Origin of the sequence: Mycolicibacterium sp. MU0050 (assembly GCF_963378085.1) — a bacterium.
GTDB classification, from domain to species: Bacteria; Actinomycetota; Actinomycetes; order Mycobacteriales; family Mycobacteriaceae; genus Mycobacterium; species Mycobacterium wendilense.
This window is the reverse complement of record NZ_OY726395.1, coordinates 4,362,220-4,386,039: the sequence shown is the minus strand read 5'-3', so window position 1 is coordinate 4,386,039 and position 23,820 is coordinate 4,362,220. Positions and strand designations below refer to the sequence as shown.

The window sequence follows — 23,820 nt, the reverse complement described above, 5'->3', positions numbered from 1 at the left end:
AGCAGGCTCGGCTCACCGACGGCTGTGACCACCGACCCCTTCGTCGTCGACATCGCGCCAGAATTCGGTGTCGTACTGCGTGTCCGGAACCGGGATCTTCTCCCCGGTGTGTTGCTGGGTGCAGCGCGACAGGTCGAGGTCGTTGGCGTCGGTGTTGAGCAACTCGACGTCGTCGAGGATGCGTTCGGCGTCGAGCACGATCCTGCGCATCGCCGGGCTCTCGCCGAACCGGGACCGCAGCGAGGTGACGCAACGGCGCAGGTTGGAGACGAGATCGTGCAATTCGGCGAGTTCGGTGGTACTGGACAAGTGACCTCCTTGGGCTGAAGGGTGTCATGGATCACATTACGACACCTGATGCTAGCCACATCATGATCGGGGCGTGACTCACATCACGTCCGCGGCCGTTGATCGGAGGAGAACGAATGAGTAACGAAGTCCTGGCCCAGCGGGCCGAAACGTTGCTGGGCCTGCACAAGCCCGGCGACCCGGTGGTGCTGCCGACCGTGTGGGACGCCTGGTCGGCGAACCTGGCGGTCGAGGCGGGGTTCGGCGCGTTGACCGTGGGCAGCCACCCGGTGGCCGACTCGGTGGGCAAGCCCGACGGGGAAGGGATGGCATTCGACGACCTGCTGACCCGCGTCGCCCAGATCACCGCGAAGGTCGACGTCCCGATCTCGGTCGACGTCGAGTCGGGCTACGGCCTGCCGGCCGAGGATCTGATCGGCGGCCTGCTGCGCGCCGGTGCGGTGGGGCTCAACATCGAGGACTCGGTGCACAGCGAGGGCAAGCGGTTGCGGTCCTCCGGCGAGCACGCGGCGTTGGTCGGCGCGCTGCGCGAGGCCGCCGACAAGGCGGGGGTGCACGTGGTGGTCAACGCCCGCACCGACCTGTTCCTGCGCAAGGACGGCGACGAGGGCGACCGCGTCGACCGCGCGATCGCCCGGTTGAAGGAGGCCGCCGCGGCCGGCGCGGACTGCCTCTACCCGGTCGGCCGCCACGACCCGGACACGTTGGCGCGGCTGGCGTCCGAACTGCCCTTGCCGATCAACGCCATCGGGATGCCCGACCAGGACGACCCGGCGTCGTTCGGGCCGTTGGGCGTGGGGCGGATCAGCTTCGGGCCGTTCTTCCAGGCTGCGCTCGCCACCCGCGCCAACGAGATCCTCGGCCGCTGGCGCTGAGTCGGGTTCACCGGGGCGCAAACGACCCGAAAATGCCGTCAGGGTCGTGACCCGTGGTGGATCACGACCCTGACGGCATCCTCGCGCCGGCCACCATCCGGCGGCCGGCGGTTCGGTTATTTGCTTTCGATCGCGATGCGCTGCGCGCCGGGGACCTCCCGCTGCTCGTGCGCCCCGCGGACCCGGACGGTCAGCACGCCGGCGTGGTACGACGCGGTGACGTCGTCGCCGGTGACGTGCTCGGGCAGCGCAAACGAGCGGCGGAATGCGCCGTAGCGCACCTCGCGCAAGGTCCGGCCGTCCTCCTCGGAGCTGTGTTCATCGCGGCGTTCGCCGTGAATCATCAGTCGGCCGTCCCGGACCACGACGGTCACATCCTTGTCCACGTCGACCCCCGGTAGTTCAAGGCGAACCACCGCGTCGTCGCCGTCCCGGATGGCCTCGGCTGCCGGGTGGAACCCCGTGCTCTGCGGGTTCAGCGGCTTGAACCAATCGTCCGCGGCTGCGGGGCCGAAGAAGTCGCGCACCCAACGGTCAAGGTTGAAGGCCGGACGGTCCCACAGCGTCATGGTCTTCTGACTGCTCATGTTTCGTCTCCTCCCTGGGCCGGCCCCATGCCGGCCCGCTATCTCGTACTAACTTGAGTCGACCACGCTCATATTCCACCTGGGGTTTCGCCGGCGGCGAACCGGCTCACAGCGGGTCCATGCGGATGTGAGCACACCGTGATGGCCGGTTCACACCGAGACGACATCGCGGAAATACGCGGTTCCTAGCGTCGGCGCCATGGAGTCACAGAAGTGCGTCGTGGTCGGTCACGGCATGGTCGGGCACCGCTTCGTGGAAGCGTTGCGGGCCCGCGACACCGAGGGGCGCTGGCGGATCACCGCGATCGGCGAGGAGGCCGATGCGGCCTACGACCGGGTGGGCCTGACCTCGTATACCGAGCATTGGGACCGGACCCGGCTGGCGCTGCCCGGCAACGACTATCGCGACGACGAGAGGGTCGACGTCCGGCTGGGTGACCCGGTGGTCCACATCGATGCGGCGGCAAAAGCCGTGACGACGGCCAGTGGCGCGCGGATCGACTACGACGCGCTGGTGCTGGCCACCGGCTCGTACGCGTTCGTGCCGCCGGTGCCCGGCCGCGACCTGCCCGCCTGCCACGTCTACCGCACCCTCGACGACCTCGACGCCATCCGGGCCGCCGCCACCCGGGCGCTCAGCGGCGGGTCCGCGCCCGTCGGGGTGGTGATCGGCGGGGGCCTGCTGGGCCTGGAGGCCGCCAACGCGCTGCGCGGGTTCGGGCTCGACGCGCACGTGGTCGAGCGGTCGTCGCGGCTGATGTCCCAGCAGGTCGACGAGGCCGGCGGCGCGCTGCTGGGCACCATGATCAGCAAGCTGGGCATCACCGTGCACACCGAGGTCGGCACCGAGATGATCAAGCCGGCGCAACGCAACCGCCCCGTCCGGCGCTCCGCCGACAGCGATGCGCTGCGGGTGGTGCTCAGTGACGGGAGCTTCATCGACGCGGGGGTGGTGGTCTTCGCCGCCGGGGTGCGTCCGCGTGACGAGCTGGCCCGCGAGGCCGGCCTGCAGATCGCCGAGCGCGGCGGCGTGCTCACCGACTTGTCCTGTGTCACCAGCGATCCCAGCGTCTACGCGATCGGCGAGGTGGCCGCCATCGAGGGGCGGTGCTACGGCCTGGTGGCCCCGGGCTATACCTCGGCCGAGGTCGCCGCGGACCGGCTGGTCGGCGGGACCGCCGAGTTCCCGGGTGCGGACCTGTCGACCAAATTGAAGCTGCTCGGCGTCGACGTCGCCAGCTTCGGTGACGCCATGGGGCTCACCCCGGACTGCCTCGAGGTCGTGGTCAACGATCCCGTCAAGCAGACTTACGCCAAGCTGGTGCTCTCCGATGACGCCAGCACCCTGTTGGGCGGCGTGCTCGTCGGGGACGCGTCGGCCTACGGTGTGCTGCGGCCGATGGTCGGCAGCCAGCTGCCCGGCGACCCGCTGGCGTTGATCGCCGCGGTCGAGTCGGGTTCGGGCGCAGCCGGTCTGGGCATCGGGGCGCTGCCGGACGACGCGCAGATCTGTTCGTGCAACAACGTCACCAAGTGCGATCTGAAGAACGCGATCGGCGGCGGCTGCACGGACGTTCCGGCGCTGAAGGCGTGCACGGGCGCGGGCACCTCCTGCGGATCCTGCGTTCCGTTGCTCAAGCAGCTGCTCGAGGCCGAGGGGGTCGAGCAGTCCAAGTCGCTGTGCGAACACTTCGGACAGTCGCGCGCGGAGTTGTTCGAGATCATCACCGCGACCGGCACCCGCACCTTCAGCGCCCTGATCGCCCGGTTCGGCAGCGGGGCCGGTTGCGACATCTGCAAGCCGGTGGTCGCCTCGATCCTGGCGTCGACCAGTTCCGACCACATCCTCGACGGGGAACAGGCCGCGCTGCAGGATTCCAACGACCACTTCCTGGCCAACATCCAGCGCAACGGCAGCTACTCGGTGGTGCCGCGGGTGCCCGGCGGCGACATCACGCCCGATCAGCTGATCCTGATCGGCCAGATCGCCAAGGATTTCGGGCTTTACACCAAGATCACCGGCGGCCAGCGGATCGACCTGTTCGGGGCCAGGGTGGAGCAGCTCCCGCAGATCTGGCGTCGTCTGGTCGACGGCGGCATGGAGTCCGGGCAGGCCTACGGCAAGTCCCTGCGCACCGTCAAGAGTTGCGTCGGCAGCGACTGGTGCCGCTACGGCCAACAGGATTCGGTGCAGCTGGCCATCGACCTCGAACTGCGTTACCGCGGTCTGCGGGCCCCGCACAAGATCAAGATGGGGGTGTCCGGCTGCGCCCGCGAATGTGCCGAGGCGCGCAGCAAGGACGTCGGGGTCATCGCCACCGAAACCGGCTGGAACCTCTACGTCGGCGGCAACGGCGGCATGACGCCCAAGCACGCCCAACTGCTCGCAAGCGATCTCGATACCGAGACGCTGATCCGCTACATCGACCGCTTCCTGATGTTCTACATCCGGACCGCCGACCGGTTGCAGCGCACCGCGCCGTGGGTGGAGGGGCTGGCCGGCGGCCTGGACCATCTGCGCGACGTGGTGTGCGGCGACTCCCTGGGCCTGGCCGCGGAATTCGAGGCGGCGATGGCCCGCCACGTCGACGGCTACGCCTGCGAGTGGAAGGGCGTGCTCGACGATCCCGACAAGCTGTCGCGGTTCGTGTCGTTCGTCAACGCCCCCGACATCGAGGACCCCACCGTGCAGTTCGCCGAACGATCCGGCCGCAAGGTGCCCATCGGTATGCCCGTGTTCACGCCCCGAGAGGAACAATCATGATGCTGCTCAACGACATCCAGACCTGGACCGCGGCCTGCCGGTATGACCATCTGATCCCCGACCGCGGCGTGGCGGTCCTACTCGATGACGGCTCCCAGGCCGCGCTGTTCCGGCTTGCCGACGGCAGCCTGCACGCGGTCGGCAACGTGGACCCCTTCTCTGGCGCAGCGGTGTTGTCCCGCGGCATCGTCGGGGACCGTGGCGGCCGCCCGGTGGTCCAGTCGCCCATCAAGAAGCAGGCGTTCGGCCTGCAGGACGGGGTGTGCCTCGAGGATGCCACCGTCACCATCCCGGTCTACGCCACCCGCGCCACCGCCGACGGTGTGATCGAGATCGGCTATTAGCGCCACCTGACCCGGCCGAGCAGACATAGAATCGCACCATCGCACGCCAAAGGGTGCGATTCCATGTCTGCTCGCCGAATTGGTAGGAGGCTCCAGATGAAGCGCTGGACCCGAGCCGGCGTCGTCGGTGTCTTCGCCATCGCCCTGGCCACCGGGGTGCAGGGGTTCGGCACCGTCGTCGCGCCTGCCACCAGTCGGGCCGACGTCTGCGTAGGCGCCGGCGGCCGGCATGTCTCGGTGAGCGGCTGCGGCAACGTCGCCGACGCCATCGCGCCCTGGGTGCCGCCACCGTCGGCGTACGCGCCGCTGCCCGAGGACTACGAGACGGCCGCACCGCCGCCTCCACCGCCGCCACCGGCCCCGAACGTCAACGTGTGCGCCAACTTCGGTCGGCGGATCAGCGTCAGCGGCTGTATCTAGACCCCGGCCGGCGCGGGCAGCACCGCCCGGCGAAACCGCGCCGCGATCAGCCGCGCGGTGCCCGGGTGCAGGCCCAGCGGCGCGGTGACCACGTCGGCGCCGGAGTCCCGCAGCCGGTCCTGGAACAGCCCCTCGGCCAGCAGATATGAGGCCACCACGACGCGACGGGACCCGGCGGCTCGCAGCCGCCGCACCGCGTCGGCCACCCGCGGCTCCCCGGTCGCCGCGTATGCCAGCTCCACGCGTGCGCCCAGCGCGGCGGACAGCAGGGTGGCGGTGACGCGCAGGTCCCGCTGGGCGCCCCGGTCCGAGGTGCCGGCAGCTGCCAGCACGACCGAATCGCCGGGCCGCCAGCCGGATTCCCACAGCCGCTCGGTCAGCACCCGCACCATCTGCGGACACGGCCCCAGAGCCGCGGTGACGGTCACCCGGGGATGACCGCTGGCTGCGATGTGGGCGGGCAGGTCTTCGCGCACGTGGTAGCCGCTGGACAGGAACGCCGGAACCACGACGGCCGGTTCCCCGTCGAGGCCGTGCAGCACCTCGGCGGGGGTGGGACCCAGGACGTCCACGAAAGCGACCCGCACGGGCTGCGCCAACGCGGCGCCCACCCGATCCGCGAGCTCGCCGCTCATCGCGACGCCGCCGGGTTTGCGGGTCCCGTGGGCCACCATCACCAGTGCTCTCATGCGTCTTCCTCGATGGCCAGCCGGTAGCCGCGCTTGACGACGGTGGCGACAATGTTCTTGTCGCCCAACGCGGTTCGCAGGCGCAGGACGGCCGTTTCCACCGCGTGGGTGTCGGTGCCCGCGCCGGGCAGCGCGGCCAGCAGGTCGTTGCGGGACACCACGAATCCGGGTTTGTCCGCCAACGCCCGCAGGGTGGCCATGCTCGCCGGCGATAGCGACTTCACCGCGCCGTCGACCACCACGCAGGTGCCGCGGATCTCCACCTGATGGCCGGCCGCGACCAGTTTGCGGGACCGCAACAGCGGAAGCTCGTCGGTGATGTGACGGGCCAACGCCCCCAACCGCATTCGCTCCGGCGCGGAGGTGGGTACACCGAGCCGGGTGAGCGGTCGTGCGGTGACCGGGCCCACGCACATGGCGTGCACGGGTCCGCACAGCGCGGCGAGCAGTTTGTCGGAGACGCCGAGTTCGGCGGCGCGCAGCAGGGTGGCCGCCACGGCCGGGGCGGAGGTGAAGCTGACGGCGTCGAACTGCTCGTCGGCGATGCTGTGGACCAACGCGTCGAAGGGTCCGCCGGCCGGCGCGGCGCGCCACCGGTACACCCGGATGGGGACGACGTCGGCGCCCGCGGCGCGCAGTTCGTCGAGGAACTCGGGGAACGGGTCCCATTCGTCGGTGGCGCCGTGCAGTTGCACGGCGATGCGCAGACCGGCGATCCCGCCGGAGAGCAGGTAGCTGAGCACCTCGCGGGAGGACTCGGAATCCGGTGACCACTCCTCGGGCAGGTCGGCGGCGCGCAGGGCGCCGGTGGCCTTCGGGCCGCGAGACACCACCCGCGCCCCGGCCAGCACCTCGGTGAGCGCGGTGGCCAGCCCCCAGCCGTCGGCGGCGGCCATCCACCCGCGGAAGCCGATCCCGGTGGTGGCCACCACGATGTCCGGCGGCTGCGCGATCAGTGCCTCGGTGTGGTGGCGCAGTTCGTCGTCGTCGGGCAGCGACACCATCTCGATCGCGGGGGCCGCGCACACCGTGGCGCCCCGTCGGCGCAGCAGCGTGCAGAGCTCCTCGGAGCGGCGGGCGGAGGTCACCGCCACCCGGTATCCGGTCAGCGGGGCCCCATCGGGCGCAGTCATGGTTCCTGTGTATGCAGCGGATATTTCGCCGGTGTTAACCGACCGTTGCCGGGGCGTGTGAATTCAGCCGAGCCGGGTGGCGTGCACCACAGGCGACGGCCGGCCGTCGACGGTTACCAGGCGTCGCCGTCGCGCCAATCGCAGACCAGCTCGGCCGTCAGGTCCAGCTCGGCCTCGATGGGCAACACGAACACGCAGTCGTCGTCGGTGGGGGTGCGGGTGATGCCCTCAGGCGTCAGCACCGCCGTCGGCCCCGCCCAGCGTTGCCACCCGCGGGCCAGGTAGAAGCCCTGGGCGTCCTCGGTGGCGCCGAGCGCCCCGAGTTGGTACGCGCCGCGGATCACCTGCTCGACGGCATCCATCACCGCGGCGCCGAGCCGCTGACCGCGCCGGTCCGCCTGGACTGCGACGGCTTCGACATAGCCGCAGCGCAGGCTCACACCCCGATGCAGCAATCGACGCTGCACCACCGAGGCGTGCGCCAGCAGGGTTCCGTGCTGGTAGACCACGGCGTGCATGCCGCCGAGGGTGTGGTCCCAGTCGGCGTCGGTGAAGTCGCCGTCGAAGGCCTCGCTCAGCAGTCGCCGGGCGTCGTCTCGAGCCTCCGGATCGAGGTCGGCGGTGTGGACCAGGCGGGCGGTGAGAACCTGGGAGTACACACTGTCGTTTGTAGTCCAAATCCGCGCCCGTGACGACCCCAGCGATTCAGGCGCGGGGCCGTGCTCGATCAGGCGCGGGGCCGTGCCCAGTTCAGCCGCACGGGCTGGCCGGGCCGGATCTGGGCCACCTTGTCCACGTCGTCGTCGACGATCACCCCGGCCACCGGGTAGCCGCCGGTCACCGGATGGTCGGGCCCCAGGATTACCGGCAGGCCGTTGGGCGGCACCTGAATTGCGCCGCGGGTGGCTCCCTCCGAGGGCAGGTGACCGTCGGGCCAGCGCCACCGCATCGGGGTCCCGGAGAGCCGCATGCCCACCCGGTCGCTGCGGTCGGAGGCGATCCACACCGTGCGCACCAGCGCGTCGGGGTCGACGAACCACTCAGTGCGCGGCCCGGGAATGACCTGCAGTTCCAGCAGCTGGCTCTCGATGTTGGCCACCGGGGCCTGGTCGAGCTCGGGGTAATCGTCGGTGTGCTCGCCGACTGCGAGGATGTCACCGCGCTGCAGCGGGCGCGGGCCGATCGCCGACATCACGTCGTAGCTGCGCGAGCCCAGCACCGGCTCCACATCGATGCCGCCGCGGACCGCGAGATAACTGCGCATCCCTGACTGGGGCGCGCCGAGGGTGATGACATCCCCGTCGCGCGCATAACAGAGGCTGTTCGTTCCGAACAACTTGCCGTTGAGCATCGGGTCGGCGTCCGCGCCGGTGACCGCGATCTCGGCGTCGCCGTGCACGCGTGCCACCAGCCCACCGAGGGTGACCTCGACGGTGGCGCGGTCGTCGGGGTTGGCCACCAGCCGGTTGGCCAGGGTGTGCGAGCGGCGGTCGGCGGCCCCGGAGCGGCTGACGCCCAGATGGGCCTTACCCGTCCGGCCGAGATCCTCGACCAGGGCCAGCGGACCGGTGTGCATGATCTCCAACGTGGTCATGATTGCTCTCCTCATACCGCCCTGAACTGCACCCACATGCCGGGAGTCAGCAACGCCGGCTCCGGCCGTTCGATGTCCCACAGCACGGCCTCGGTGCGGCCGATCAGCTGCCAGCCGCCGGGGGACTCCCGCGGATAGACGCCGCTGAACTCACCGGCCAGGCCCACGGCGCCGGCCGGCACCTTGGTGCGCGGCTCGTCGCGCCGCGGCACCTGCAGGCGCGGGTCGCCGCCGATGAGATAGCTGAATCCCGGTGCGAAGCCGCCGAATCCGACCCGCCACAGCGAGCCGGTGTGCGCGGCGATGACGCCCACCGGATCGAGTCCGGTGAGCCGGCCGACCTCGACCAGGTCGGCACCGTCGTAGACCACGTCGATGACGACGTCGGGGGCATGACCGTCCGCCGACTGCTGTTGCTCATCGATGCTGACCGGCAGCTTCTTGAGGCGCTGCCGGGTCGGGGCCTGATACCGCGGGCCATCCAGCTTCACCAGCACCGTGCGGTAGGCCGGCACGATGTCGAGGACACCGGGCAACTCGGCACCCGTCAGGGCCGCCGTCCAAGCGAGTACCTCGGCTGTGCTCCCGCACTCGATCAGCAGGGCGCAGTCGCCGTAATCGCGCACCATGGCCTCCTTGGAGGCCCTTACTTCAGGATCCACCGTGACGCTCATGACCTAACGTTACCGTCGAGTAGCCTTCGTGTCCCGTGGCTTTACGGCCCCGCCAGAGGAGCCTTACCAACGGCTCAGAGCCTGCGAGAATTCACAACATCGGCTGGTATGTGGGCTCGTGTCGTTTGATGTACCCGATCACCCGGTAGGTCACCGGGAGGATGACGATCTCGACCACGGTCTTGTACAGCCAGCCCAGGGCGGTATAGACCGCGAAGTCACGAAATGTGTTGATACCGATGGCACTTGCCGCGATGGCGCAGAACACCACGGTGTCGCCGAGCTGTCCCACCACCGAGGATCCGATCAGCCGCGCCCAGAGGTGCTTCTCCTTGGTGCGTTCCTTGATCTTGACGACGACCCACGCGTTGAGCGTCTGCCCGACCAGGAACCCGGCCAGCCCGGCGACGATGAGCTGGGTGTAGGCGTGCACGACGGTCTCGAGCGCGGTCTGATTCTCGTAGAAGCCGGCGGCCGGCAGATACAGCGTCACCCAGAAGACGAAGGCCGCCAGCGCGTTCATCGTGAACCCGAGGAACACCGCCCGCCGGGCTGCCTTGAAGCCGTACACCTCCGAGAGCACGTCGCCGATGATGTAGGTCAGCGGGAAGACCAGGAAGCCGCCGTCGGTGATGATCGGGCCGAACTCGACGCCCTTGGTGGCGGTGACGTTGGAGATGATCACCAGCGCGGTGAAGACCGCCACCAGGGACGGGTAGTAGACCGAGCCGACCCTGGCGAATCCGGTGGGTTCGCCTGCGTGGTTCACGTGGACATCCAAGCACGCCCGTAAATGCCCCGGCGGCGGGCGCCGCTCAGGCCAGCGCCGCGGCCAGCAGCGGCGGCAGCCGGTCGGCCACCACCGGGTAGGAGAGCACCGAGCTGAACGCAATCGCGCCGCTGAGCTCCTTGCCGGTGAACACGTTGCGGTTCTCCCGGGTGGCACGCAGGGCTGCGACGTTGGGGTCGGCGAGCAGCTTGGCTTGGTCCTCGTCGCTCTCGGTGGTCCAGATCAGGACGTCGGCGTCGTCGAGGACGGGGCCGATCTCGGCAATCGGGATGAAGGCGCGATGGTCGTGTTCGCGGCCGAACGGCCCGATCGCGTCGGAGATCGTGAAACCCAGCTGCGTCAGAAAGTCGGTCCGCCAGCCGGGCCGGGTGGCGATGACGCTGTTCTCCCAGTACGTGCTGCCCTGCAGTAGCAGGACCTTCTTGGCCTGGAAATCCGGGTTGGCCGCCGCGGCGGCGGCGAACCGGTCGTCGACGCCGGCGATCAGCGACGTCATCTGCTCGCCGGCCGACAGCGCCCGGCCGATGGTGGCGGCCTGGTCCTTCCACGGCTCGAAGAAGGGTGCGGGCCCGGACTGCGGGACGGTCGGGGCGATCGCCGACAGCCGCTGGTAGGTCTCCTCGTCGCAGCCGGCGTTGATCGCGACGATGAGATCCGGTGTCAGCGAGGCGATCTGGTCGACGTCGATGCCGTCGGCCAGGCTCAGCACCGTCGGCTGCGCCCCGCCGAGTGCGGCTTGGGCCCACGGCCATACGGCGTAGGGCTCCTGACCCCACCATTCCGTGGTGGCGATCGGGACCAGCCCGAGGGCGAGCAGGCTGTCCTGTTCGGTGAAGCCGGCGCTGACCACCCGCGAGGGTTTCGCCGGGATGGTCGTCTCGCCGAAGGCGTGGGCGATGGTGACTTCCCCGCCCTCCGCCGACTGCCCCTCGGCGGAGCAGGCCGCGGCCACCAGCAGTCCCGCGGCCCCGGTCAGGGCGAAGAAGCCGCGCCGGGTGTATTGCGTGTTCATTGCGCGAGACTATGTCCGCGGATCAGCCGCCGACCGTGAAATTGCCGAAGAGCACCAGCGCCAGACCGAGCGCCACGATGATGTTCACCACCGTCGCCGAGGCGAAGACCCCGATCGGCCGCCAACCCGCCTCGCGAATCCCCTTGAGCGAGAACTCCAAACCGATTGCGACGAACGCGAAGATCAGGAACCAGGTGCGCAGGTCGTTGACGACGCCGATGGTGGCCTTGCCGTCCGAGCCTGCGTACTGCAGGTAGAGCGTCCCGATGATCGAGGCGGCGATGAAGCCGAGCACGAAATTGGGGAAGCGGCGCCAGAATTCACCGATGGTGGGCCGGGCGGCGGCGTCGGTGCGGCGCTCCACCTTCAACGCGAAGTATGCGGTCAGCGCGATGGCCACGATGCCGATCAGCGCGTTCTGGGTGGTCTTGACGATGGTGGCGATCTGCAGCGCGTCCTCACCGGCGATCGCGCCGGCGGCCGCGACGGCGGCGGTGGTGTCGATGTTTCCGCGATCCACGCGCCGGCCACCGCGTCGGGCAGCCCGAAAAGTTTCGCCAACCAGGGCAGCAGGAAGATCGAGGGCAGCGCGAACGCGATGACCAGCGAGGCGGCGTATGCCAGCTGTTCGCGTTTGGCCTGCACCGCGCCGCCGACACGGTTGCGCTCAGCGGGAATCTATTCGGTGCCGGCCAGTCGCTTGTTGAGTAGACGGGTCAGCCACGCCGGGCTGAACCGGGAGCCCGCCGCGAACAGCTTGGCGGGACGGCCGACCGGAAAGTGCACCTGGTGCAGGCGCCGCCGCAACCAGGACGGTTCGACCGCCGCGATGATGTCGGTGGCCACGTCCTCGGCGGTGAGGTTGATCCCGAGCGACTTCGTGGTGCCCGTGCTGACGCCGTGGGTCATGGCGGTCTGCACATACAGCGGCCACATCGAGATCACCCGGATGCCTTGCGGCCCCCACTCCACGTCGAGTGCCTCGGTCATGGCCCGGACGAAGAACTTGGTGGCGCTGTACACGGCCAGTTCGGCCTGGCCGTAGATCGCGGAGGCCGACGCGAGGTTGACCACCACCGAACCCGGGGTGCGCCGCAGATGCGGGTGGGCCGCGTGCAGGCCGTTGACCACGCCCTTGCAGTTGATGTCGATCATCCTGTGCTGCACCGGGACTGCGAGCTCCTCGAACGGCCCGGCCACCAGGATGCCGGCGTTGTTGATGAACACGTCCAAGCGGCCGCCGGCCGCGGCGACGAACTCGTCCAGGCGGGTGACCATCTGGTCGTGATCGGTGACGTCGAGGTGTCCGGTGACGGCGGTGGCACCCAGCTTGGTGATCTCGTCGCGCAGCGAGGCCAGCCCGGCCTCGTCGACGTCGTACCCGCCGACCGTGTAGCCCTTCGCGGCGAACTTCAACGCGGTCACGCGGCCGATCCCGGCGGCCGCGCCGGTGATGAACACAGATTTAGCCATAGCCCATCATGGCAGTTCTCCGATGCAGCGAGTCAGAACTGGCGCCGAGGTGCTCTCGTACTTCTGCTGCGTGAGTTCTGCCTCGACGATGGGTCAGGCCTTACCGTTGCGTTCCCGGTGCTTGCACCCCGGCCAGCAACAGGGGCGCCGCATGCCCTCTTCGAGTTCCTCCTGGGTGCGGCGAATCCGCCGCTCGCGGGTGGCGGGCTGTTTGGCGTTCTCGACCCAGCAGATGAACTCGTTGCGGGCCAGCGGGGTGATGTCCTTCCAGGCCGCGAAGGCGGTGGAGTTGGCCAGCAGCGCCGTGCGCAGGTCGGCGGGCAACTTGTGGACGACTCCGCCGGGTACGCGCGGGCTGCTCATCGGCTCAGAATAAACCGGGCTCCGGCTGCGCATCGAGATTCAGTCGGCGCTCGAGGATCTCCAGCCCGGCCGAGATCGGGTCACCGGGCATCGGGGTGCCGTCGGCACAGGTCATCAGCACCCCCACGATCGTCCCGGCCAGTACCCGGCGTTCGAACTCCTCGATGGTGTCGGGGAGCCGGTCCTTGGCGGCCTCGGCGATCTGTCCGATCAGGCGGACGTAATTCGAGTACAGGATGCCGCGGGCCTCCGGGACCGAATACATCAGCCGTTGGCCCCGGATCGCGTTGTCGCGCTCCTCCGGGGTGAGGGCGGCGAACGTGCTCAGCACCGCGTGCTTGTACGCCGCGACGAACGACATCTCGGGCGGGGCCGCGGCGAAGGCCGCGATGATCGGCGGAATCTGATTGTCGTCGATGAGCACGTGCTCTTTGGCGGGGAAGTAGCGGAAGAAGGTGCGCGGCGAGACCTCGGCGGCCTCGGCGATCTGCTCGACGGTGGTGTTCGGGTAGCCGTTGGTCTCGAACAGCCGGAACGCCTCCCGGCGGATGGTTTCGCGGGTGCGCAGCTTCTTGCGTTCCCGCAGCCCGAGCGGTTCGCTGGCATCCATGTCGTCGATTGTCCCAGTAGCGCGCGCCGCGGCCACCAGGCCCGCAGCCGTTCCTATCGGCGGGGCGGCGCGAGCACCTTCATTGCCACCCGCATGACCGGCTCGGGGACCTTGTCCTTTGCTGAGAGCATCGCCTCGGCGGCGCGGCCGCGTAGCGGCGTGCCCCGGCCGAACCACCGGTTGAGCGCACCGCCGGAGGGTTCTAGCTCGACGTGCAGCGGGGGCGCGCCGTCGGCGGCGCCGAGTGCGCGGGCGATCACCATTCGCTGGATCTCGCTGGTGCCCTCGAAGATGGTGTAGAGCTTGGCGTCGCGGTACCACTTTTCCACCGGATGGTCCTTGATGTACCCCCAGCCGCCCAGGGTCTGGACGGCCCGCTCGGTGGCCTTGACCGCCAGTTCGCTGGCGGCGAGCTTCGACATCGATCCCTCGCCGCGGTCGAAGGGGACGCCCGTGGCCGCCATCCAGGACGCCCGCCAGGTCAGCAGCCGGGCAGCGTCGAGCTGCGTGGCCAGGTCAGCGATCGGGAAGGAGACGCCCTGGTTGTCGATGATCGGGGCGCCGAAGGCCTCGCGCCGATTGGCGTACTCCGTCATGTATTCCAGTGCGGCGCGGGCGATCCCGAGTGCCTGCGCGGCGACCATCGGCCGGGTCTGCTCGAAGGTGCCCAGCGCCGCCGAACCGGACTTCGCGCCGCCGGCGACCACCTCGCGGGCCTTGGCGAGCTTGTGCTCGAGCTTCTCCGGGCCGCCCAGCAGGTTCTCGGCCGGGATGCGCACGTCGGTGAAGCGCAGTTCCGCGGTGTGCGAGGCGCGGCAACCCAACTTGTCGAGCTTGCGCACCAGCTCCAGGCCCGGGGTGCCGCCGGGTACGAAGAACAGCGCCTGTCCCCGGTGGCCGAGTTCCTGGTCGACGACGGCGTTGACCACGTGCACGTTGGCGATGCCGCCGTTGCCGATCCACATCTTGTGGCCGTTGAGCACCCAGTCGGCGTCGGGTCCCGGGCCCGCGCGGTGTGCCGTCGTGCGGAGGTTGCGGACGTCGCTGCCGCCCTCGGGTTCGGAGATGGCCAGCGCCGCCAGCTTCAGGTCGCCGGGGGTGCCGAAGCATTCGGGGGCCCACTGCAGCATCTGCTCGGGGGAGGCCGCCTGCCCGATGGCCGACAGGGCGAGGGCCGGCATCACGATCGCCAGGCCGATGCCGGCGCACCCCCAGAACAGCTCCTCCATGAACATCGGCAGCGACAGGCCGGTCGGATCGCCGATCAGGTCCCGATAGAACAGGGGGCTGTAGAACCCGCGCTCGGCGGCCTCCTCCAGCACCGGCCAGGGGAACTCCTGGCGCTCGTCGTAGTCGGCCGCCACCGGCCGGATGACCTGCTCGGCGAACTCGTGGGTGCGCCGAGCCAGATCGTGTTGCGCGACGGTGGGCCGCAGATCGAAGCTCACCCGCTGCGGTTAACCCGTGGGCGGCGGGTCGAAACGTGGTCAGCCGGATTCGGCGAGCAACTGCGCCATCCGCGGGATGAGCGCCTGCAGGCCCTTCAGCGGCCGCACCATCACCTTGAACGACGTGATCTTGCCGGCGTCGTTCCAGGCGATCATGTCGATGCCGTCCACCACGGTCCCGTCGAGGTTGGCGTTGAACTGCAGCACCGCCGAGCGCTCGGCGTACCACTGGTCCACATACCGGAAGTCGGCGTCGGCGAAGACCCGCTCGGCGGCCCGCAGGTAGGCGGTGGTCTTGTCGCGTCCGGCCTGCGGGGTGAAGACCGCGGGGGAGTAGAAGACCACGTCGTCGTCGAGCAGCTCGGCCAGGTCGGTGGACTCGGGACCGGACATGAAGTCCAGCCAGCGGGCGATCACCGGTGGGGTTTCGGGCGTGGTCGTCATGAGGGGCAGATTACGGGATGCGCGGTGGGAGACGTCCGGTCAGGTGATCGACCACATCTCCACCAGCGTGCGCAGCGCGGCCACCAATGCCAGCGGCTGATCCAGCATGGGGTGATGGCCCGCTTCGGGAAGGTGGATGAAGGGGCCGCGCAACTGCAGCATCTCACGGATGCGCTCGGCCATGTCGATGTCGATCGAGCCGTATTCGCAACGCAAATAGGCTATCCGGCAGGGCATCTGCGCAAAGATGTGCTCCATGGTGTCGGCTTCGCCGGGGCCTTCCGAGACCCAGCGCCCTTGGAAGATGGCCGGGTCGAACTTCCAGCGCCAGCGCAAGCCCTTGCGCCGCACCGATTCCCGTGCGATGTGTTCGGCGACGTAGGGCAGGATCACGTCTTGTCCCGGCACCGGCCGGAACCGTGACATGATCGCCTCACGCGTCAGGTGTCCCTCGTGTTGGCCGACTTGGCGTAGGTGGCCGGCCTCGGGTGCGCGGTCGCGCAGCGGTGAATCGAGCACGACGATCCCGTCGATCTTGTCGCCTTCGCGGATCGCCGCGGTGCCGGTGACCCAGCCGCCCATGCTGTGACCCACGATCACCGGTCGGGCCGACGGGTTCGCGGCGGCCGCCACCGCCAGCACTTCGCGGGACCAGCTCCCCAGGCCATAGCTGGGCCGGGTCTCGCTGTCTCCGTGTCCGCTGAGGTCAGGGGCCACGACGTGATGCGTGGCGGCGAAGAACGGAGCGATGTGATCCCACCATCCCGAATGCGCACCGCCACCGTGAACCAGCATCAGCAGTGGCTGCCCCGGCTCTCCCCAGGTTCGACTGTGGATCCGGGCGCCCTCGACCTCGACGGCGAGTTCGCTCGGCCGGTGGTCCAGCGCTCGCTGGAACCACGGCGGTGGAGCGTCGCTATCGCGCGGGTTTGTCGACATCATGCCAATTTCGGCAGTGTACTCACCTGCCGCGCGACCGATGTCTTCGGTGCGACGGCTCTACGGTGTCCGCTGTTCGGCGGCCCACTCCGCCGTCACGCGCTGCTTCTGCTCCTCGACCACCTGACCAAGGCTGGCCGCCTTGGGCCAACCGCAGTACGCACCGAACTGCAGTGCCAGCTCGTCCATCTCGTCGAACGACAGGTCACGACTTTTCAGCGCGGCGTAGACGTGGCTCATGATCGGGAACGGTGCGTCCTGGAACGCTACGCACGCGACCGTCACCAGCCGGCGCTCGCGCATGCCCAGCCCGGGCCGCAACCACATCTCGCCGAAGACGAAGTTCAAAATGCCCGCCCCGTGAAAGGGGTGGTCCCTCGGCGGGGCGAACTCCAGGCAGTTGATGTCCTTGAACGCCTGCTCCCCGAGCGCCAATCGCCGCTCTGGGTCGCTGGGTGTGCTCAGCGGCAACAGCGAGGCGGGTGGCGGCACCGGTTCTCCCCGTTCGTCGTGAATGTGCTGCCACTGCTCGTCGACCATCATCGCCAGGCGAGAGGCCTTCGGCCAACCGCCGTATACGGCGAAATGCAATACCGTTTCCTGCATTTCGGTGAAGGTAAGGTCGCCGCTGTTCAGCGCGGCATACACGTGGTCTCGCAGCGGGCGGTCGGCGTCGGCGTCGGCGACACACGCGAGGGTGATGAACCGGCGATCGCGCCGACTCAGCACGGGACGCTGCCAGACGTCGGCAAAGACGAAGTCGAGCAACCCGGTGAGGGGCCCGCTGGTGTCCGCCGGCGGCGGAGTGGTCATCACTTCGGTGAAGGCGGTGCTGCCGCGGGCGGCTGACTCGGCGACCATGCGTGTTCCCTACTTCCGTGGAGTCGGCTCACCGGGTGGTGACGCCGGCGTCACCCTTGAATTCGAGCGCGGTGACATAGCGGGATTCGTCCCGTGGCTGCGGCCCAGCCTGCGGACGGCCCCGGCGATCGGGACCCGCTTGCCCGGAACGCGCCAGGTCATAGCTTGTTGCAGAACCCGGCGTCAACGGGGAAGGCAACCCCGGTGACGTACTTGGCGGCGTCGGAGACCAGATAGGCGATCGCAGCGCTGATGTCCTCCGGTTCCAGCAGTTCGACCGGCATCGGGTTCTGCAGGTGCGGACCGCCGTCGGGATAAGCCTCCAGGAACGCCGTCATCGCGGGGTTGACTGCCATCATGGTGTTGACCGCGGTGGGATGGACGGTGTTGACGCGAATGCTGTATGGCGCCAACGCATTCGAAAGAGTGCGCATCAGTCCGACGATGCCGTGTTTGGCGGCTGCATAGCCCAGGCCCCCGCCCTGCATGCCGCCGAAGCCGCGCAGACCGGCGGTTGAGCTGGTGAAGACGATCGCCCCGCCGCGATCCCCGGCCAGCAGATGTGGGATGGCGGCCTTGGCTGTGTGGAACGCCCCGTTGAGGTTGACGTCGACGGCATCGGCCCACATCTCGAGTTCCTCCTCGATGCTCACCTCGCGAAACGCCGTCGGCGCGATCCCGGCGTTCGCGCACACGATGTCGAGGCGCCCGAAGTGTGCGACGCCCACATCCATCGCGGACTGCACCGCCGCGAAGTCGCGTACATCGGCCACGGTGCCGAGCATCTTCCCGCCCTGGGCCTCCACCAGCTCAATGGTCTCGTCGAGTTCCGCCCGGCTGGCCAGGGGGTAACTGTTCGAGGCGATGTCGGCGCAGATGTCCACGCCGATGATGTCGGCGCCGTCGGCCGCGAGCCGCAGCGCGTGACTGCGTCCCTGTCCGCGGGCCACGCCGGTGATGAAGGCGACCTTGCCGGCCAAAGAACTCATTGTCAGCTCGCTCCGTTGCGTGAGTAACCGTGTTACAGGCAGTACGATAACCTCGTTACACCGTCTTCGGCAAGGGGATCTGAGAAAACGATGAAGGCATCCGGTGCTGCGGTGCGCGAGCGGGACGCGCCGTCGGGGCACGATCGCCGCATCCTCGGCATCGTCGTCGAAATCCTCGAGGCCGATGGCTATGAGGGGGTCCAACTCCGCGAGGTGGCCCGGCGGGCGCGGACATCGTTGGCGACGATCTACAAGCACTACGCCAACCGCGACGAACTGATCCTGGCGGCGCTGCAGTTGTGGCTCGACGAGAACCGGTACGCGGGGCTGGCCGAGCAGACCCCTGTAGCGGGGGAGTCGTTATACGACGGTCAGATGCGGTTGCTGCGCACCATTTTCGAGCCGTGGGAACAGCACCCCGCCATGCTCAAAGCATACTTCCGCGCGCGTGCGGCGCCCGGTGGCGAACAACTGGTGCAGCGCGGCCTGGACGCGGTCATACCGGCCTTTGGTGAGGTGCTCGCCGAGGTTGGCGAGGGTTTCGTCGCCGACCTCGAGGTCATCGTCACCAACGTGGTTTATGGGCTCCTGGGGAGATTTGCCGCCGGGGAGATCGCGATCACCGACATCCTGCCCGGACTCGAACGCACGGTGTACTGGTTGACCCGCGGATACGAGGCGCAGCGCTGACGTAGCCGGCCCGGGCCAGACGATATTGTCGTCGGGGAAGGATCCGGGGTAGACGAGACGGAGCGACATGGCGGTGGCGAACGGGCCCTCTGCGCGCGAGACTAAGCGCCTGCAAACCAGGGAGCGGCTGATGGGCGCCGCGGTGGCCGAGTTCAAACGAGCGGGCATGGCCGAGGCCGACGTCGGCGCCATCGTCGCCGCGGCCGGGGTCGCCCACGGCACCTTCTTCTTTCATTTCCCCACCAAGGAACATGTCCTGCTCGAGCTCGAGAAGCGCGAGGAAGACCGGATGGCCAAGCAGTTCGGCAAGTTCCTGGACAAGGGCCATGACCTGGAGGCCGCGCTGACCGAGGCCGCCCGGCTGGTACTGGGCCTGGAGCGCCGACTGGGTGCGGTGCTGTTCAAAGACTTTCTGGCGCTACACTTTTCGCAGACCAGGCCACCTGCGGAGGGGGGCGGCGACCACTCGCTGGTGGTGTTGCTCGCCGAGCACATCGACCGCGCCCGCGAACGCGGTGAGGTCGACCCCGAGGTCAACTCGATGAACAGTGCGGTGTTCTTCCTGCTGTGCCTCTACGCGCTGGCGATCACCACCAACGACCCGATGCGCAAAGAGTTGCTCGACGATCTGGTGAAGCGCACGCTGCGCAGCATCGCCCCAAACTGAGCACTCCACGTTCGAGCGCGAGCGCTCACTGACCAACATCCACATCGCCGTGCCGTGTACCTGAGCGGCCGCTCGTCGTGCTTGGCATTTCTGGTTTTACATGACTAGAGTCAGCGAACATGCGTCCCACCACCGCGGCGAGCACGTCGGGCTTGTCCCTCGAGGACCACATGGAGGAGTCTCGGCTGGCCCAGCGTCAGGCCGACAAATGGCTGATCTCCGGCAGCCTGTTGATCGGCACCGCAGCCCTGGGGATCTTCGGGTTGCCGCTGTTCCTGCGCGGCGTCTGGTTGCTGCGCCGCGCGCATCGCAACGGGTTGACGGTGCGGCCCATGCTGGTGACGCTGCTGGGCTACTGCGTAATCGTCGACGCCGCCATCAACACCGTGGGCTGGGCGCTCGATGTCTTTGCAAGCCACAGTCTTTTGGCCCGAGTGCTTCTGAACGGCTGGGGCAACATGTTCGACGCCGGTTACTTCTGGCACTACAACGAACTGTGGGTCGGCGGCGCGGCCGCCCCGGGCGAAAAGGCCTGGGAGATCGCGCTGATCTTCACTGTCTTCACCATGCGGATCGCCGCCGGGATCGGATTTCTCCAGATGAAGCGCTGGGGCCATCAATGGATGGTCATCACCTGCTGGATGGGCGTCGTCATTTGGGTCGGCTACGTCATCAACATGACGATGTTCGCCGACGTTCGCTACGCAGGGGTGGTTTTCCCGGTGGTCGGCTGGTGGATCTACGACATCTTCTACATCACGCCGTTCCTCGCGATCCCATATCTCCATTCGGTGAACCGCGAGATCTTCACCGACTGAGCGGTTTCCGCCGCCTCAACCCTCGTCGACGGGCGACGCAAGGCTAGTCGCGCGACAACTAGGCTGACATGTATCAGTGACAGATATCAGTTGACGTGCCACTCTGCTGGGACAGCTGCGTTCGATAAAACCTGGTAGAACCCATTCAGCAGGAGATCAGTCCGACCATGCCCGCGGTATCTATTGACTTAAGTCAGTACATTGGACTAGAAACATCACATCATGACGGCACAGGTCAAGCCGACCGCGCGGGACGTCCAGCGTCTGCAGACGCGGGAACGGATCCTCGGTGCGGCGATCGCCGAGTTCAAACGCTCGGGCATGGCTGATGCCGAGGTGCACTCGATCGCGGCGGCCGCGGGCGTGGCGCACGGCACCTTCTACTTCCATTTCCCCACCAAGGAGCACGTCCTGCTGGAACTGGAACAGCGGGAGGAAGCGCGGGTCGCCGCGCAGTTCGAGCGGTTCCTCGCCGGCCCGCACGAACTTGCCGGCGCACTCGCCGAGGTGGTGGCGTTGGTGCAGGGCATCGAACGCCGGTTCGGCAGTCCCCTTTTCAGGGAACTTGTGGCGTTGCACTTCTCGCCGTCCCGGCCGGCGTCGGAGAACTGGACCGACCATCCGGTGATCGTCCAGCTGGTCCGCGAGATCGAACTGTCCCGCGCCCAGGGCTCGGTGCATCCGGAGGTGGACCCGTTCTCCAACGCGGTGTTCTTCCTGCTCGGGGTCTACGGGGTGCTCAGCGCAGGAGAGAGCGCCGACACCCGCGACGGGATGCTCGAAAAGCTGGTCGCCTCCGCGCTGCGCGGACTGGAGATCCGATGAATTCGTCAACAAGGAGGTCACACGGTGTGGGGATACGTCTGGGAGATACTTCGGTACGTGGGTGCCTGGGGCGGCACCGCGCTGGTCATCTGGTTCTGGTACTGGATGTTCTCCAACCTCGGAACGTTCTGAGCCGACGTGGCTGAGTCCGCCGACCTGACGGCCCTGGCCATCGAACGCAGCTGTGCGCTGACCGCCATGGCGCTCAGCGAGCAGCGCCGCGAGGGCGTGCGTCTGGTGACCGGCGAACACCGCGCGTTCGGCCTCAGCTCGGCGCGCCGGTTCGTCCATGTGCCCTACCCGCCGCTGGGTTCCGACTGGACCCGCCGGAGCCTGACGTGCGGCATCGCTCTGCAGTGCGCCGAGTCGAAGGACCGGGTGGGCGAGTACCGACTCAACGAATTGTCCGGCCGCGAGCTGCGCGCCCTGACGGTCGTCGAGGCGGGCGTCGCGCTCGGCTGGATCGCCGTGCGCTGGCCGGGCTTGATGCCCGAATTCGCCCGGCTGCTACCGGAGTTGGAGCCCGCCGACCCGGATACGGAGGCCCGCGCCATGGTGAGCCGGGCCATCGAGCTGGCCCGCGGGCCCGACGGGATCAGCCCACACCCGCTGCTCGGTGCGCTGCCCGCGGTGTTCACCGCCCCCGCCGGGATGCTGGACAAGATGCGCCGACAGTTCGGCCGGATGCCGTGGACCACATCGGAGAAGCGGATGCCGCGGCCGTATTCGGTGCCGGTCGGCGGCGACGGCGGGGTGCGCAACCCGAACCTGCCGCCGCCGAGCCGGCCCGAGGACAACGACATGGACGTCACCCCGGAACACCGGCCCGGCATCCCGTATCCGGAGTGGAACCAGTGGACGAAGAGCTTCATGCCCGACCATGTCGCGGTGCTCGAGCTGGCCCGGGACGCCCGGATCGGCGCGTCGACGACCTCGTCGGCCGATCTGCACAAATGGTTCGAGGAGCACACCCACCGCGCCATGACGAACCGACTCGAGGACGGCTCCGACCTCGACATCGACCAGTACGTGCGCCATTACGTCGACCTGCGGACCGGCGAGGCCACCGAGCCACGGGTCTTCCGTGAGCTGCTGCCGAGCAGCCGCGACGTCAGCACCGCGCTGCTGCTCGACGGCAGCTCGTCGCTCGGGGTGCACGGTGGCCAAGTCTTCCGGTTGGAGCTGGCCTGCGCCGACGCCCTGTCCCGGGCGATGAAGCGGGCCCGCGAGCGGCACGGCATCTTCGTGTTCACCGGCAACACCCGCCACCGCGTGGAAGTCCGTTGCCTCAAAGATTTCCCGGACCCACGATTCATCCCGCCCAGCGGCCTGGGCCTGTCCACCGGCGGGTACACCCGCCTCGGCGCTCCCATCCGGCATCTGACCAGCCGACTGCTCGACCAGCCCTCGGAGCGGCGCCTGCTCATCATCATCGGGGACGGGATGATCTCCGACGAGGGATACGAGGGGCGCTACGCCTGGGCGGACGCCGCGCATGCCGTCGAGGAAGCCAACGACGCCGGCGTCTCCGTCTACTACGTGGGCGTCGGCCCCGCCCGGGTCGACCCGCTGCCGGAGGTCTTCGGACCTCGTCGCTCCCAACGCATTCGGCGGGTCGAGGAACTACCCCGGGTGCTGGCCCACGTCCATCGCGAATTGGTCACCGCATAACCGTCCGAGGAGGACATCGACACCGCCATGAGCAACGACAGCTACTACGCCAACGGCCACGAAGTCCAACTGTTCGAACAGGCCTTCACCCGCAAGATCCCGGTGATGCTCACCGGACCGACGGGGTGCGGCAAGACGCGGTTCGTCGAGCACATGGGCACGCTGCTGCGTCGCCCCGTCATCACCATCAGTTGCCACGACGACCTGACCAGCTCGGATCTGGTGGGGCGCTTCATGGTCACCGGCGGCGACGTCGTCTGGACCGACGGCCCGCTGACCCGGGCCGTCAAGACCGGGGCCATCTGCTACCTCGACGAGGTGGTCGAGGCCAGGCACGACTCGCTGGCCATCCTGCACTCGTTGACCGATCACCGCCGCGCCCTGTACCTGGACCGCGCCGACGAGGTGGTCCACGCGCCGGACGAGTTCATGCTGGTGTGCTCCTACAACCCGGCCTACCGCAGCTCGTTGAAGGAACTCAAGCCGTCGTTCCGGCAGCGCTTCGTCACCTTGCCGATGGGCTACCTGCCACCGGAACGAGAGGCCCAGGCGGTGGTCTCCGAAACCGGGGTGGACCTCGCCGTCGCGCAACGACTTATCCAGTGCGCCATCGCCATCCGCACCGCCGACGAGGCCTTTCATTTCGAGCCGCCGTCGACCCGCGTGCTCGTCACCGCGGCCCAACTGATCGCTGCCGGTGCGAGCGAACTGGAGGCCGCGGAGGCCTGCATCCTCGCGCCGCTGAGCACCGACGGCGCCATCAGCGACGGCCTGCGCGAGGTGGCCGCCGCCAGCCTGCTCGCCGCCGATACCCCGGCTCAACCCTAGGAG

The 23,820-nt window shown here is 68.6% G+C and carries 27 protein-coding genes and 1 pseudogene; 10 read left to right on the top strand and 18 right to left on the bottom strand.

The features are described from left to right. Positions 1-12: 12 nt before the first annotated feature. Positions 13-309, bottom strand: coding sequence for a hypothetical protein (locus tag R2K23_RS20990; protein WP_316512313.1), 297 nt, complete (start codon positions 307-309; stop codon positions 13-15). A gap of 116 nt (positions 310-425) precedes the next feature. Between R2K23_RS20990 and R2K23_RS20985 the strand changes: the two genes are divergently transcribed. Continuing rightward, complete coding sequence (locus tag R2K23_RS20985; protein ID WP_316512312.1) at positions 426-1,184, top strand: isocitrate lyase/PEP mutase family protein; 759 nt, start codon at positions 426-428, stop codon at positions 1,182-1,184. A gap of 116 nt (positions 1,185-1,300) precedes the next feature. Here R2K23_RS20985 and R2K23_RS20980 read toward each other — a convergent pair whose 3' ends face one another. Next, positions 1,301-1,771: an Hsp20/alpha crystallin family protein gene (locus R2K23_RS20980; protein ID WP_316512310.1), complete on the bottom strand. Its 471-nt coding sequence runs from the start codon at positions 1,769-1,771 to the stop codon at positions 1,301-1,303. Positions 1,772-1,970: 199 nt separating this feature from the next. Here R2K23_RS20980 and nirB point away from each other — a divergent pair, with 199 nt between their 5' ends. From nirB to R2K23_RS20965, 3 genes are all read left to right on the top strand, one after another. Next, on the top strand, positions 1,971-4,535 hold the full coding sequence (gene nirB / locus R2K23_RS20975) for a nitrite reductase large subunit NirB (protein WP_316512309.1): 2,565 nt from the start codon (positions 1,971-1,973) through the stop codon (positions 4,533-4,535). After that, a complete protein-coding gene (gene nirD / locus R2K23_RS20970; protein WP_316512308.1) occupies positions 4,532-4,879 on the top strand; it encodes a nitrite reductase small subunit NirD in 348 nt (115 codons plus the stop codon). The genes nirB and nirD overlap by 4 nt, the downstream gene beginning before the upstream one ends. A gap of 96 nt (positions 4,880-4,975) precedes the next feature. Next, positions 4,976-5,299 (top strand): hypothetical protein, encoded by a 324-nt coding sequence (locus R2K23_RS20965; RefSeq protein WP_316512306.1) that lies wholly within the window; start codon positions 4,976-4,978, stop codon positions 5,297-5,299. Here R2K23_RS20965 and R2K23_RS20960 read toward each other — a convergent pair. The 16 genes and pseudogenes from R2K23_RS20960 to R2K23_RS20885 form a co-directional block, all read right to left on the bottom strand. Then, complete coding sequence (locus R2K23_RS20960; protein ID WP_316512304.1) at positions 5,296-5,988, bottom strand: sirohydrochlorin chelatase; 693 nt, start codon at positions 5,986-5,988, stop codon at positions 5,296-5,298. The two genes, R2K23_RS20965 and R2K23_RS20960, sit on opposite strands and share 4 nt — an antisense overlap. Further along, positions 5,985-7,121, bottom strand: a complete 1,137-nt coding sequence (locus R2K23_RS20955) for a uroporphyrinogen-III synthase (RefSeq protein WP_316512302.1) — start codon at positions 7,119-7,121, stop codon at positions 5,985-5,987. Before R2K23_RS20955 ends, R2K23_RS20960 begins: the two co-directional genes overlap by 4 nt. 113 nt (positions 7,122-7,234) lie before the next feature. Then, complete coding sequence (locus tag R2K23_RS20950) at positions 7,235-7,780, bottom strand: GNAT family N-acetyltransferase (RefSeq protein ID WP_316512301.1); 546 nt, start codon at positions 7,778-7,780, stop codon at positions 7,235-7,237. A 68-nt stretch (positions 7,781-7,848) separates the two neighbouring features. Next, positions 7,849-8,715 carry a 5-oxoprolinase/urea amidolyase family protein gene (locus R2K23_RS20945; RefSeq protein ID WP_316512299.1) on the bottom strand — a complete coding sequence of 289 codons (867 nt, stop codon included), beginning with the start codon at positions 8,713-8,715 and terminating at the stop codon, positions 7,849-7,851. An 11-nt stretch (positions 8,716-8,726) separates the two neighbouring features. Further along, positions 8,727-9,389: a 5-oxoprolinase subunit B family protein gene (locus tag R2K23_RS20940; protein WP_316512297.1), complete on the bottom strand. Its 663-nt coding sequence runs from the start codon at positions 9,387-9,389 to the stop codon at positions 8,727-8,729. Between the two features lie 91 nt (positions 9,390-9,480). After that, the gene (locus tag R2K23_RS20935; RefSeq protein ID WP_316512295.1) at positions 9,481-10,158 is read right to left on the bottom strand and encodes a queuosine precursor transporter; all 678 of its coding nucleotides are present in this window, start codon (positions 10,156-10,158) and stop codon (positions 9,481-9,483) included. Between the two features lie 46 nt (positions 10,159-10,204). Then, positions 10,205-11,191 carry an ABC transporter substrate-binding protein gene (locus R2K23_RS20930; RefSeq protein ID WP_316512294.1) on the bottom strand — a complete coding sequence of 329 codons (987 nt, stop codon included), beginning with the start codon at positions 11,189-11,191 and terminating at the stop codon, positions 10,205-10,207. 22 nt (positions 11,192-11,213) lie between these two features. Beyond that, positions 11,214-11,842 (bottom strand): annotated as a pseudogene (locus R2K23_RS20925) (putative sulfate exporter family transporter); the annotation flags it as partial. Positions 11,843-11,869: 27 nt separating this feature from the next. Next, positions 11,870-12,664, bottom strand: a complete 795-nt coding sequence (locus R2K23_RS20920) for an SDR family oxidoreductase (RefSeq protein WP_316512292.1) — start codon at positions 12,662-12,664, stop codon at positions 11,870-11,872. A gap of 93 nt (positions 12,665-12,757) precedes the next feature. Beyond that, positions 12,758-13,027 (bottom strand): YdeI/OmpD-associated family protein, encoded by a 270-nt coding sequence (locus R2K23_RS20915; protein ID WP_316512291.1) that lies wholly within the window; start codon positions 13,025-13,027, stop codon positions 12,758-12,760. 4 nt (positions 13,028-13,031) lie between these two features. Beyond that, positions 13,032-13,637 (bottom strand): TetR family transcriptional regulator, encoded by a 606-nt coding sequence (locus R2K23_RS20910; RefSeq protein WP_316512290.1) that lies wholly within the window; start codon positions 13,635-13,637, stop codon positions 13,032-13,034. Positions 13,638-13,690: 53 nt separating this feature from the next. Then, positions 13,691-15,085, bottom strand: a complete 1,395-nt coding sequence (locus R2K23_RS20905; RefSeq protein ID WP_316512289.1) for an acyl-CoA dehydrogenase family protein — start codon at positions 15,083-15,085, stop codon at positions 13,691-13,693. Between the two features lie 39 nt (positions 15,086-15,124). Then, a complete protein-coding gene (locus R2K23_RS20900) occupies positions 15,125-15,529 on the bottom strand; it encodes a nuclear transport factor 2 family protein (RefSeq protein ID WP_316512287.1) in 405 nt (134 codons plus the stop codon). 39 nt (positions 15,530-15,568) lie between these two features. Beyond that, a complete protein-coding gene (locus tag R2K23_RS20895; RefSeq protein ID WP_396892486.1) occupies positions 15,569-16,468 on the bottom strand; it encodes an alpha/beta fold hydrolase in 900 nt (299 codons plus the stop codon). A gap of 60 nt (positions 16,469-16,528) precedes the next feature. Next, positions 16,529-17,329, bottom strand: coding sequence for a carboxymuconolactone decarboxylase family protein (locus R2K23_RS20890; protein WP_316512285.1), 801 nt, complete (start codon positions 17,327-17,329; stop codon positions 16,529-16,531). Between the two features lie 158 nt (positions 17,330-17,487). Next, entirely contained in the window at positions 17,488-18,318 is an 831-nt protein-coding gene (locus tag R2K23_RS20885; protein ID WP_316512282.1) for a mycofactocin-coupled SDR family oxidoreductase, read from the bottom strand. Between the two features lie 90 nt (positions 18,319-18,408). Here R2K23_RS20885 and R2K23_RS20880 point away from each other — a divergent pair, with 90 nt between their 5' ends. The 6 genes from R2K23_RS20880 to R2K23_RS20855 all read left to right on the top strand — a co-directional run bounded on the left by R2K23_RS20880 (position 18,409) and on the right by R2K23_RS20855 (position 23,817). After that, the gene (locus R2K23_RS20880) at positions 18,409-19,008 is read left to right on the top strand and encodes a TetR/AcrR family transcriptional regulator (protein ID WP_316512281.1); all 600 of its coding nucleotides are present in this window, start codon (positions 18,409-18,411) and stop codon (positions 19,006-19,008) included. Between the two features lie 67 nt (positions 19,009-19,075). Then, positions 19,076-19,675 (top strand): TetR/AcrR family transcriptional regulator, encoded by a 600-nt coding sequence (locus R2K23_RS20875; RefSeq protein WP_316512278.1) that lies wholly within the window; start codon positions 19,076-19,078, stop codon positions 19,673-19,675. Positions 19,676-19,794: 119 nt separating this feature from the next. Continuing rightward, on the top strand, positions 19,795-20,493 hold the full coding sequence (locus R2K23_RS20870) for a hypothetical protein (RefSeq protein WP_316512277.1): 699 nt from the start codon (positions 19,795-19,797) through the stop codon (positions 20,491-20,493). Positions 20,494-20,715: 222 nt separating this feature from the next. Beyond that, entirely contained in the window at positions 20,716-21,318 is a 603-nt protein-coding gene (locus R2K23_RS20865; RefSeq protein WP_316512275.1) for a TetR/AcrR family transcriptional regulator, read from the top strand. A gap of 198 nt (positions 21,319-21,516) precedes the next feature. Then, positions 21,517-22,989 (top strand): nitric oxide reductase activation protein NorD, encoded by a 1,473-nt coding sequence (locus tag R2K23_RS20860; protein ID WP_396893657.1) that lies wholly within the window; start codon positions 21,517-21,519, stop codon positions 22,987-22,989. Between the two features lie 27 nt (positions 22,990-23,016). Then, positions 23,017-23,817, top strand: coding sequence for a CbbQ/NirQ/NorQ/GpvN family protein (locus R2K23_RS20855; RefSeq protein ID WP_316512272.1), 801 nt, complete (start codon positions 23,017-23,019; stop codon positions 23,815-23,817). The last annotated feature ends 3 nt before the right edge of the window (positions 23,818-23,820 follow it).

Excerpts from the sequence above, each read along its gene's own strand:
- R2K23_RS20930 (WP_316512294.1), bottom strand. The coding sequence starts at position 11,191 with ATGAACACGCAATACACCCGGCGCGGCTTCTTCGCCCTGACCGGGGCC.
- R2K23_RS20900 (WP_316512287.1), bottom strand. The coding sequence starts at position 15,529 with ATGACGACCACGCCCGAAACCCCACCGGTGATCGCCCGCTGGCTGGAC.
- R2K23_RS20885 (WP_316512282.1), bottom strand. The coding sequence starts at position 18,318 with ATGAGTTCTTTGGCCGGCAAGGTCGCCTTCATCACCGGCGTGGCCCGC.
- R2K23_RS20860 (WP_396893657.1), top strand. The coding sequence starts at position 21,517 with ATGGCGCTCAGCGAGCAGCGCCGCGAGGGCGTGCGTCTGGTGACCGGC.
- R2K23_RS20870 (WP_316512277.1), top strand. The coding sequence starts at position 19,795 with ATGCGTCCCACCACCGCGGCGAGCACGTCGGGCTTGTCCCTCGAGGAC.
- R2K23_RS20955 (WP_316512302.1), bottom strand. The coding sequence starts at position 7,121 with ATGACTGCGCCCGATGGGGCCCCGCTGACCGGATACCGGGTGGCGGTG.
- R2K23_RS20960 (WP_316512304.1), bottom strand. The coding sequence starts at position 5,988 with ATGAGAGCACTGGTGATGGTGGCCCACGGGACCCGCAAACCCGGCGGC.
- R2K23_RS20915 (WP_316512291.1), bottom strand. The coding sequence starts at position 13,027 with ATGAGCAGCCCGCGCGTACCCGGCGGAGTCGTCCACAAGTTGCCCGCC.
- R2K23_RS20940 (WP_316512297.1), bottom strand. The coding sequence starts at position 9,389 with ATGAGCGTCACGGTGGATCCTGAAGTAAGGGCCTCCAAGGAGGCCATG.
- R2K23_RS20920 (WP_316512292.1), bottom strand. The coding sequence starts at position 12,664 with ATGGCTAAATCTGTGTTCATCACCGGCGCGGCCGCCGGGATCGGCCGC.
- R2K23_RS20945 (WP_316512299.1), bottom strand. The coding sequence starts at position 8,715 with ATGACCACGTTGGAGATCATGCACACCGGTCCGCTGGCCCTGGTCGAG.
- R2K23_RS20890 (WP_316512285.1), bottom strand. The coding sequence starts at position 17,329 with ATGGTCGCCGAGTCAGCCGCCCGCGGCAGCACCGCCTTCACCGAAGTG.
- R2K23_RS20855 (WP_316512272.1), top strand. The coding sequence starts at position 23,017 with ATGAGCAACGACAGCTACTACGCCAACGGCCACGAAGTCCAACTGTTC.
- R2K23_RS20980 (WP_316512310.1), bottom strand. The coding sequence starts at position 1,771 with ATGAGCAGTCAGAAGACCATGACGCTGTGGGACCGTCCGGCCTTCAAC.
- R2K23_RS20985 (WP_316512312.1), top strand. The coding sequence starts at position 426 with ATGAGTAACGAAGTCCTGGCCCAGCGGGCCGAAACGTTGCTGGGCCTG.
- R2K23_RS20895 (WP_396892486.1), bottom strand. The coding sequence starts at position 16,468 with ATGTCGACAAACCCGCGCGATAGCGACGCTCCACCGCCGTGGTTCCAG.
- R2K23_RS20875 (WP_316512278.1), top strand. The coding sequence starts at position 19,076 with ATGGCGGTGGCGAACGGGCCCTCTGCGCGCGAGACTAAGCGCCTGCAA.
- R2K23_RS20865 (WP_316512275.1), top strand. The coding sequence starts at position 20,716 with ATGACGGCACAGGTCAAGCCGACCGCGCGGGACGTCCAGCGTCTGCAG.
- R2K23_RS20880 (WP_316512281.1), top strand. The coding sequence starts at position 18,409 with ATGAAGGCATCCGGTGCTGCGGTGCGCGAGCGGGACGCGCCGTCGGGG.
- R2K23_RS20910 (WP_316512290.1), bottom strand. The coding sequence starts at position 13,637 with ATGGATGCCAGCGAACCGCTCGGGCTGCGGGAACGCAAGAAGCTGCGC.
- R2K23_RS20965 (WP_316512306.1), top strand. The coding sequence starts at position 4,976 with ATGAAGCGCTGGACCCGAGCCGGCGTCGTCGGTGTCTTCGCCATCGCC.
- nirD (WP_316512308.1), top strand. The coding sequence starts at position 4,532 with ATGATGCTGCTCAACGACATCCAGACCTGGACCGCGGCCTGCCGGTAT.
- nirB (WP_316512309.1), top strand. The coding sequence starts at position 1,971 with ATGGAGTCACAGAAGTGCGTCGTGGTCGGTCACGGCATGGTCGGGCAC.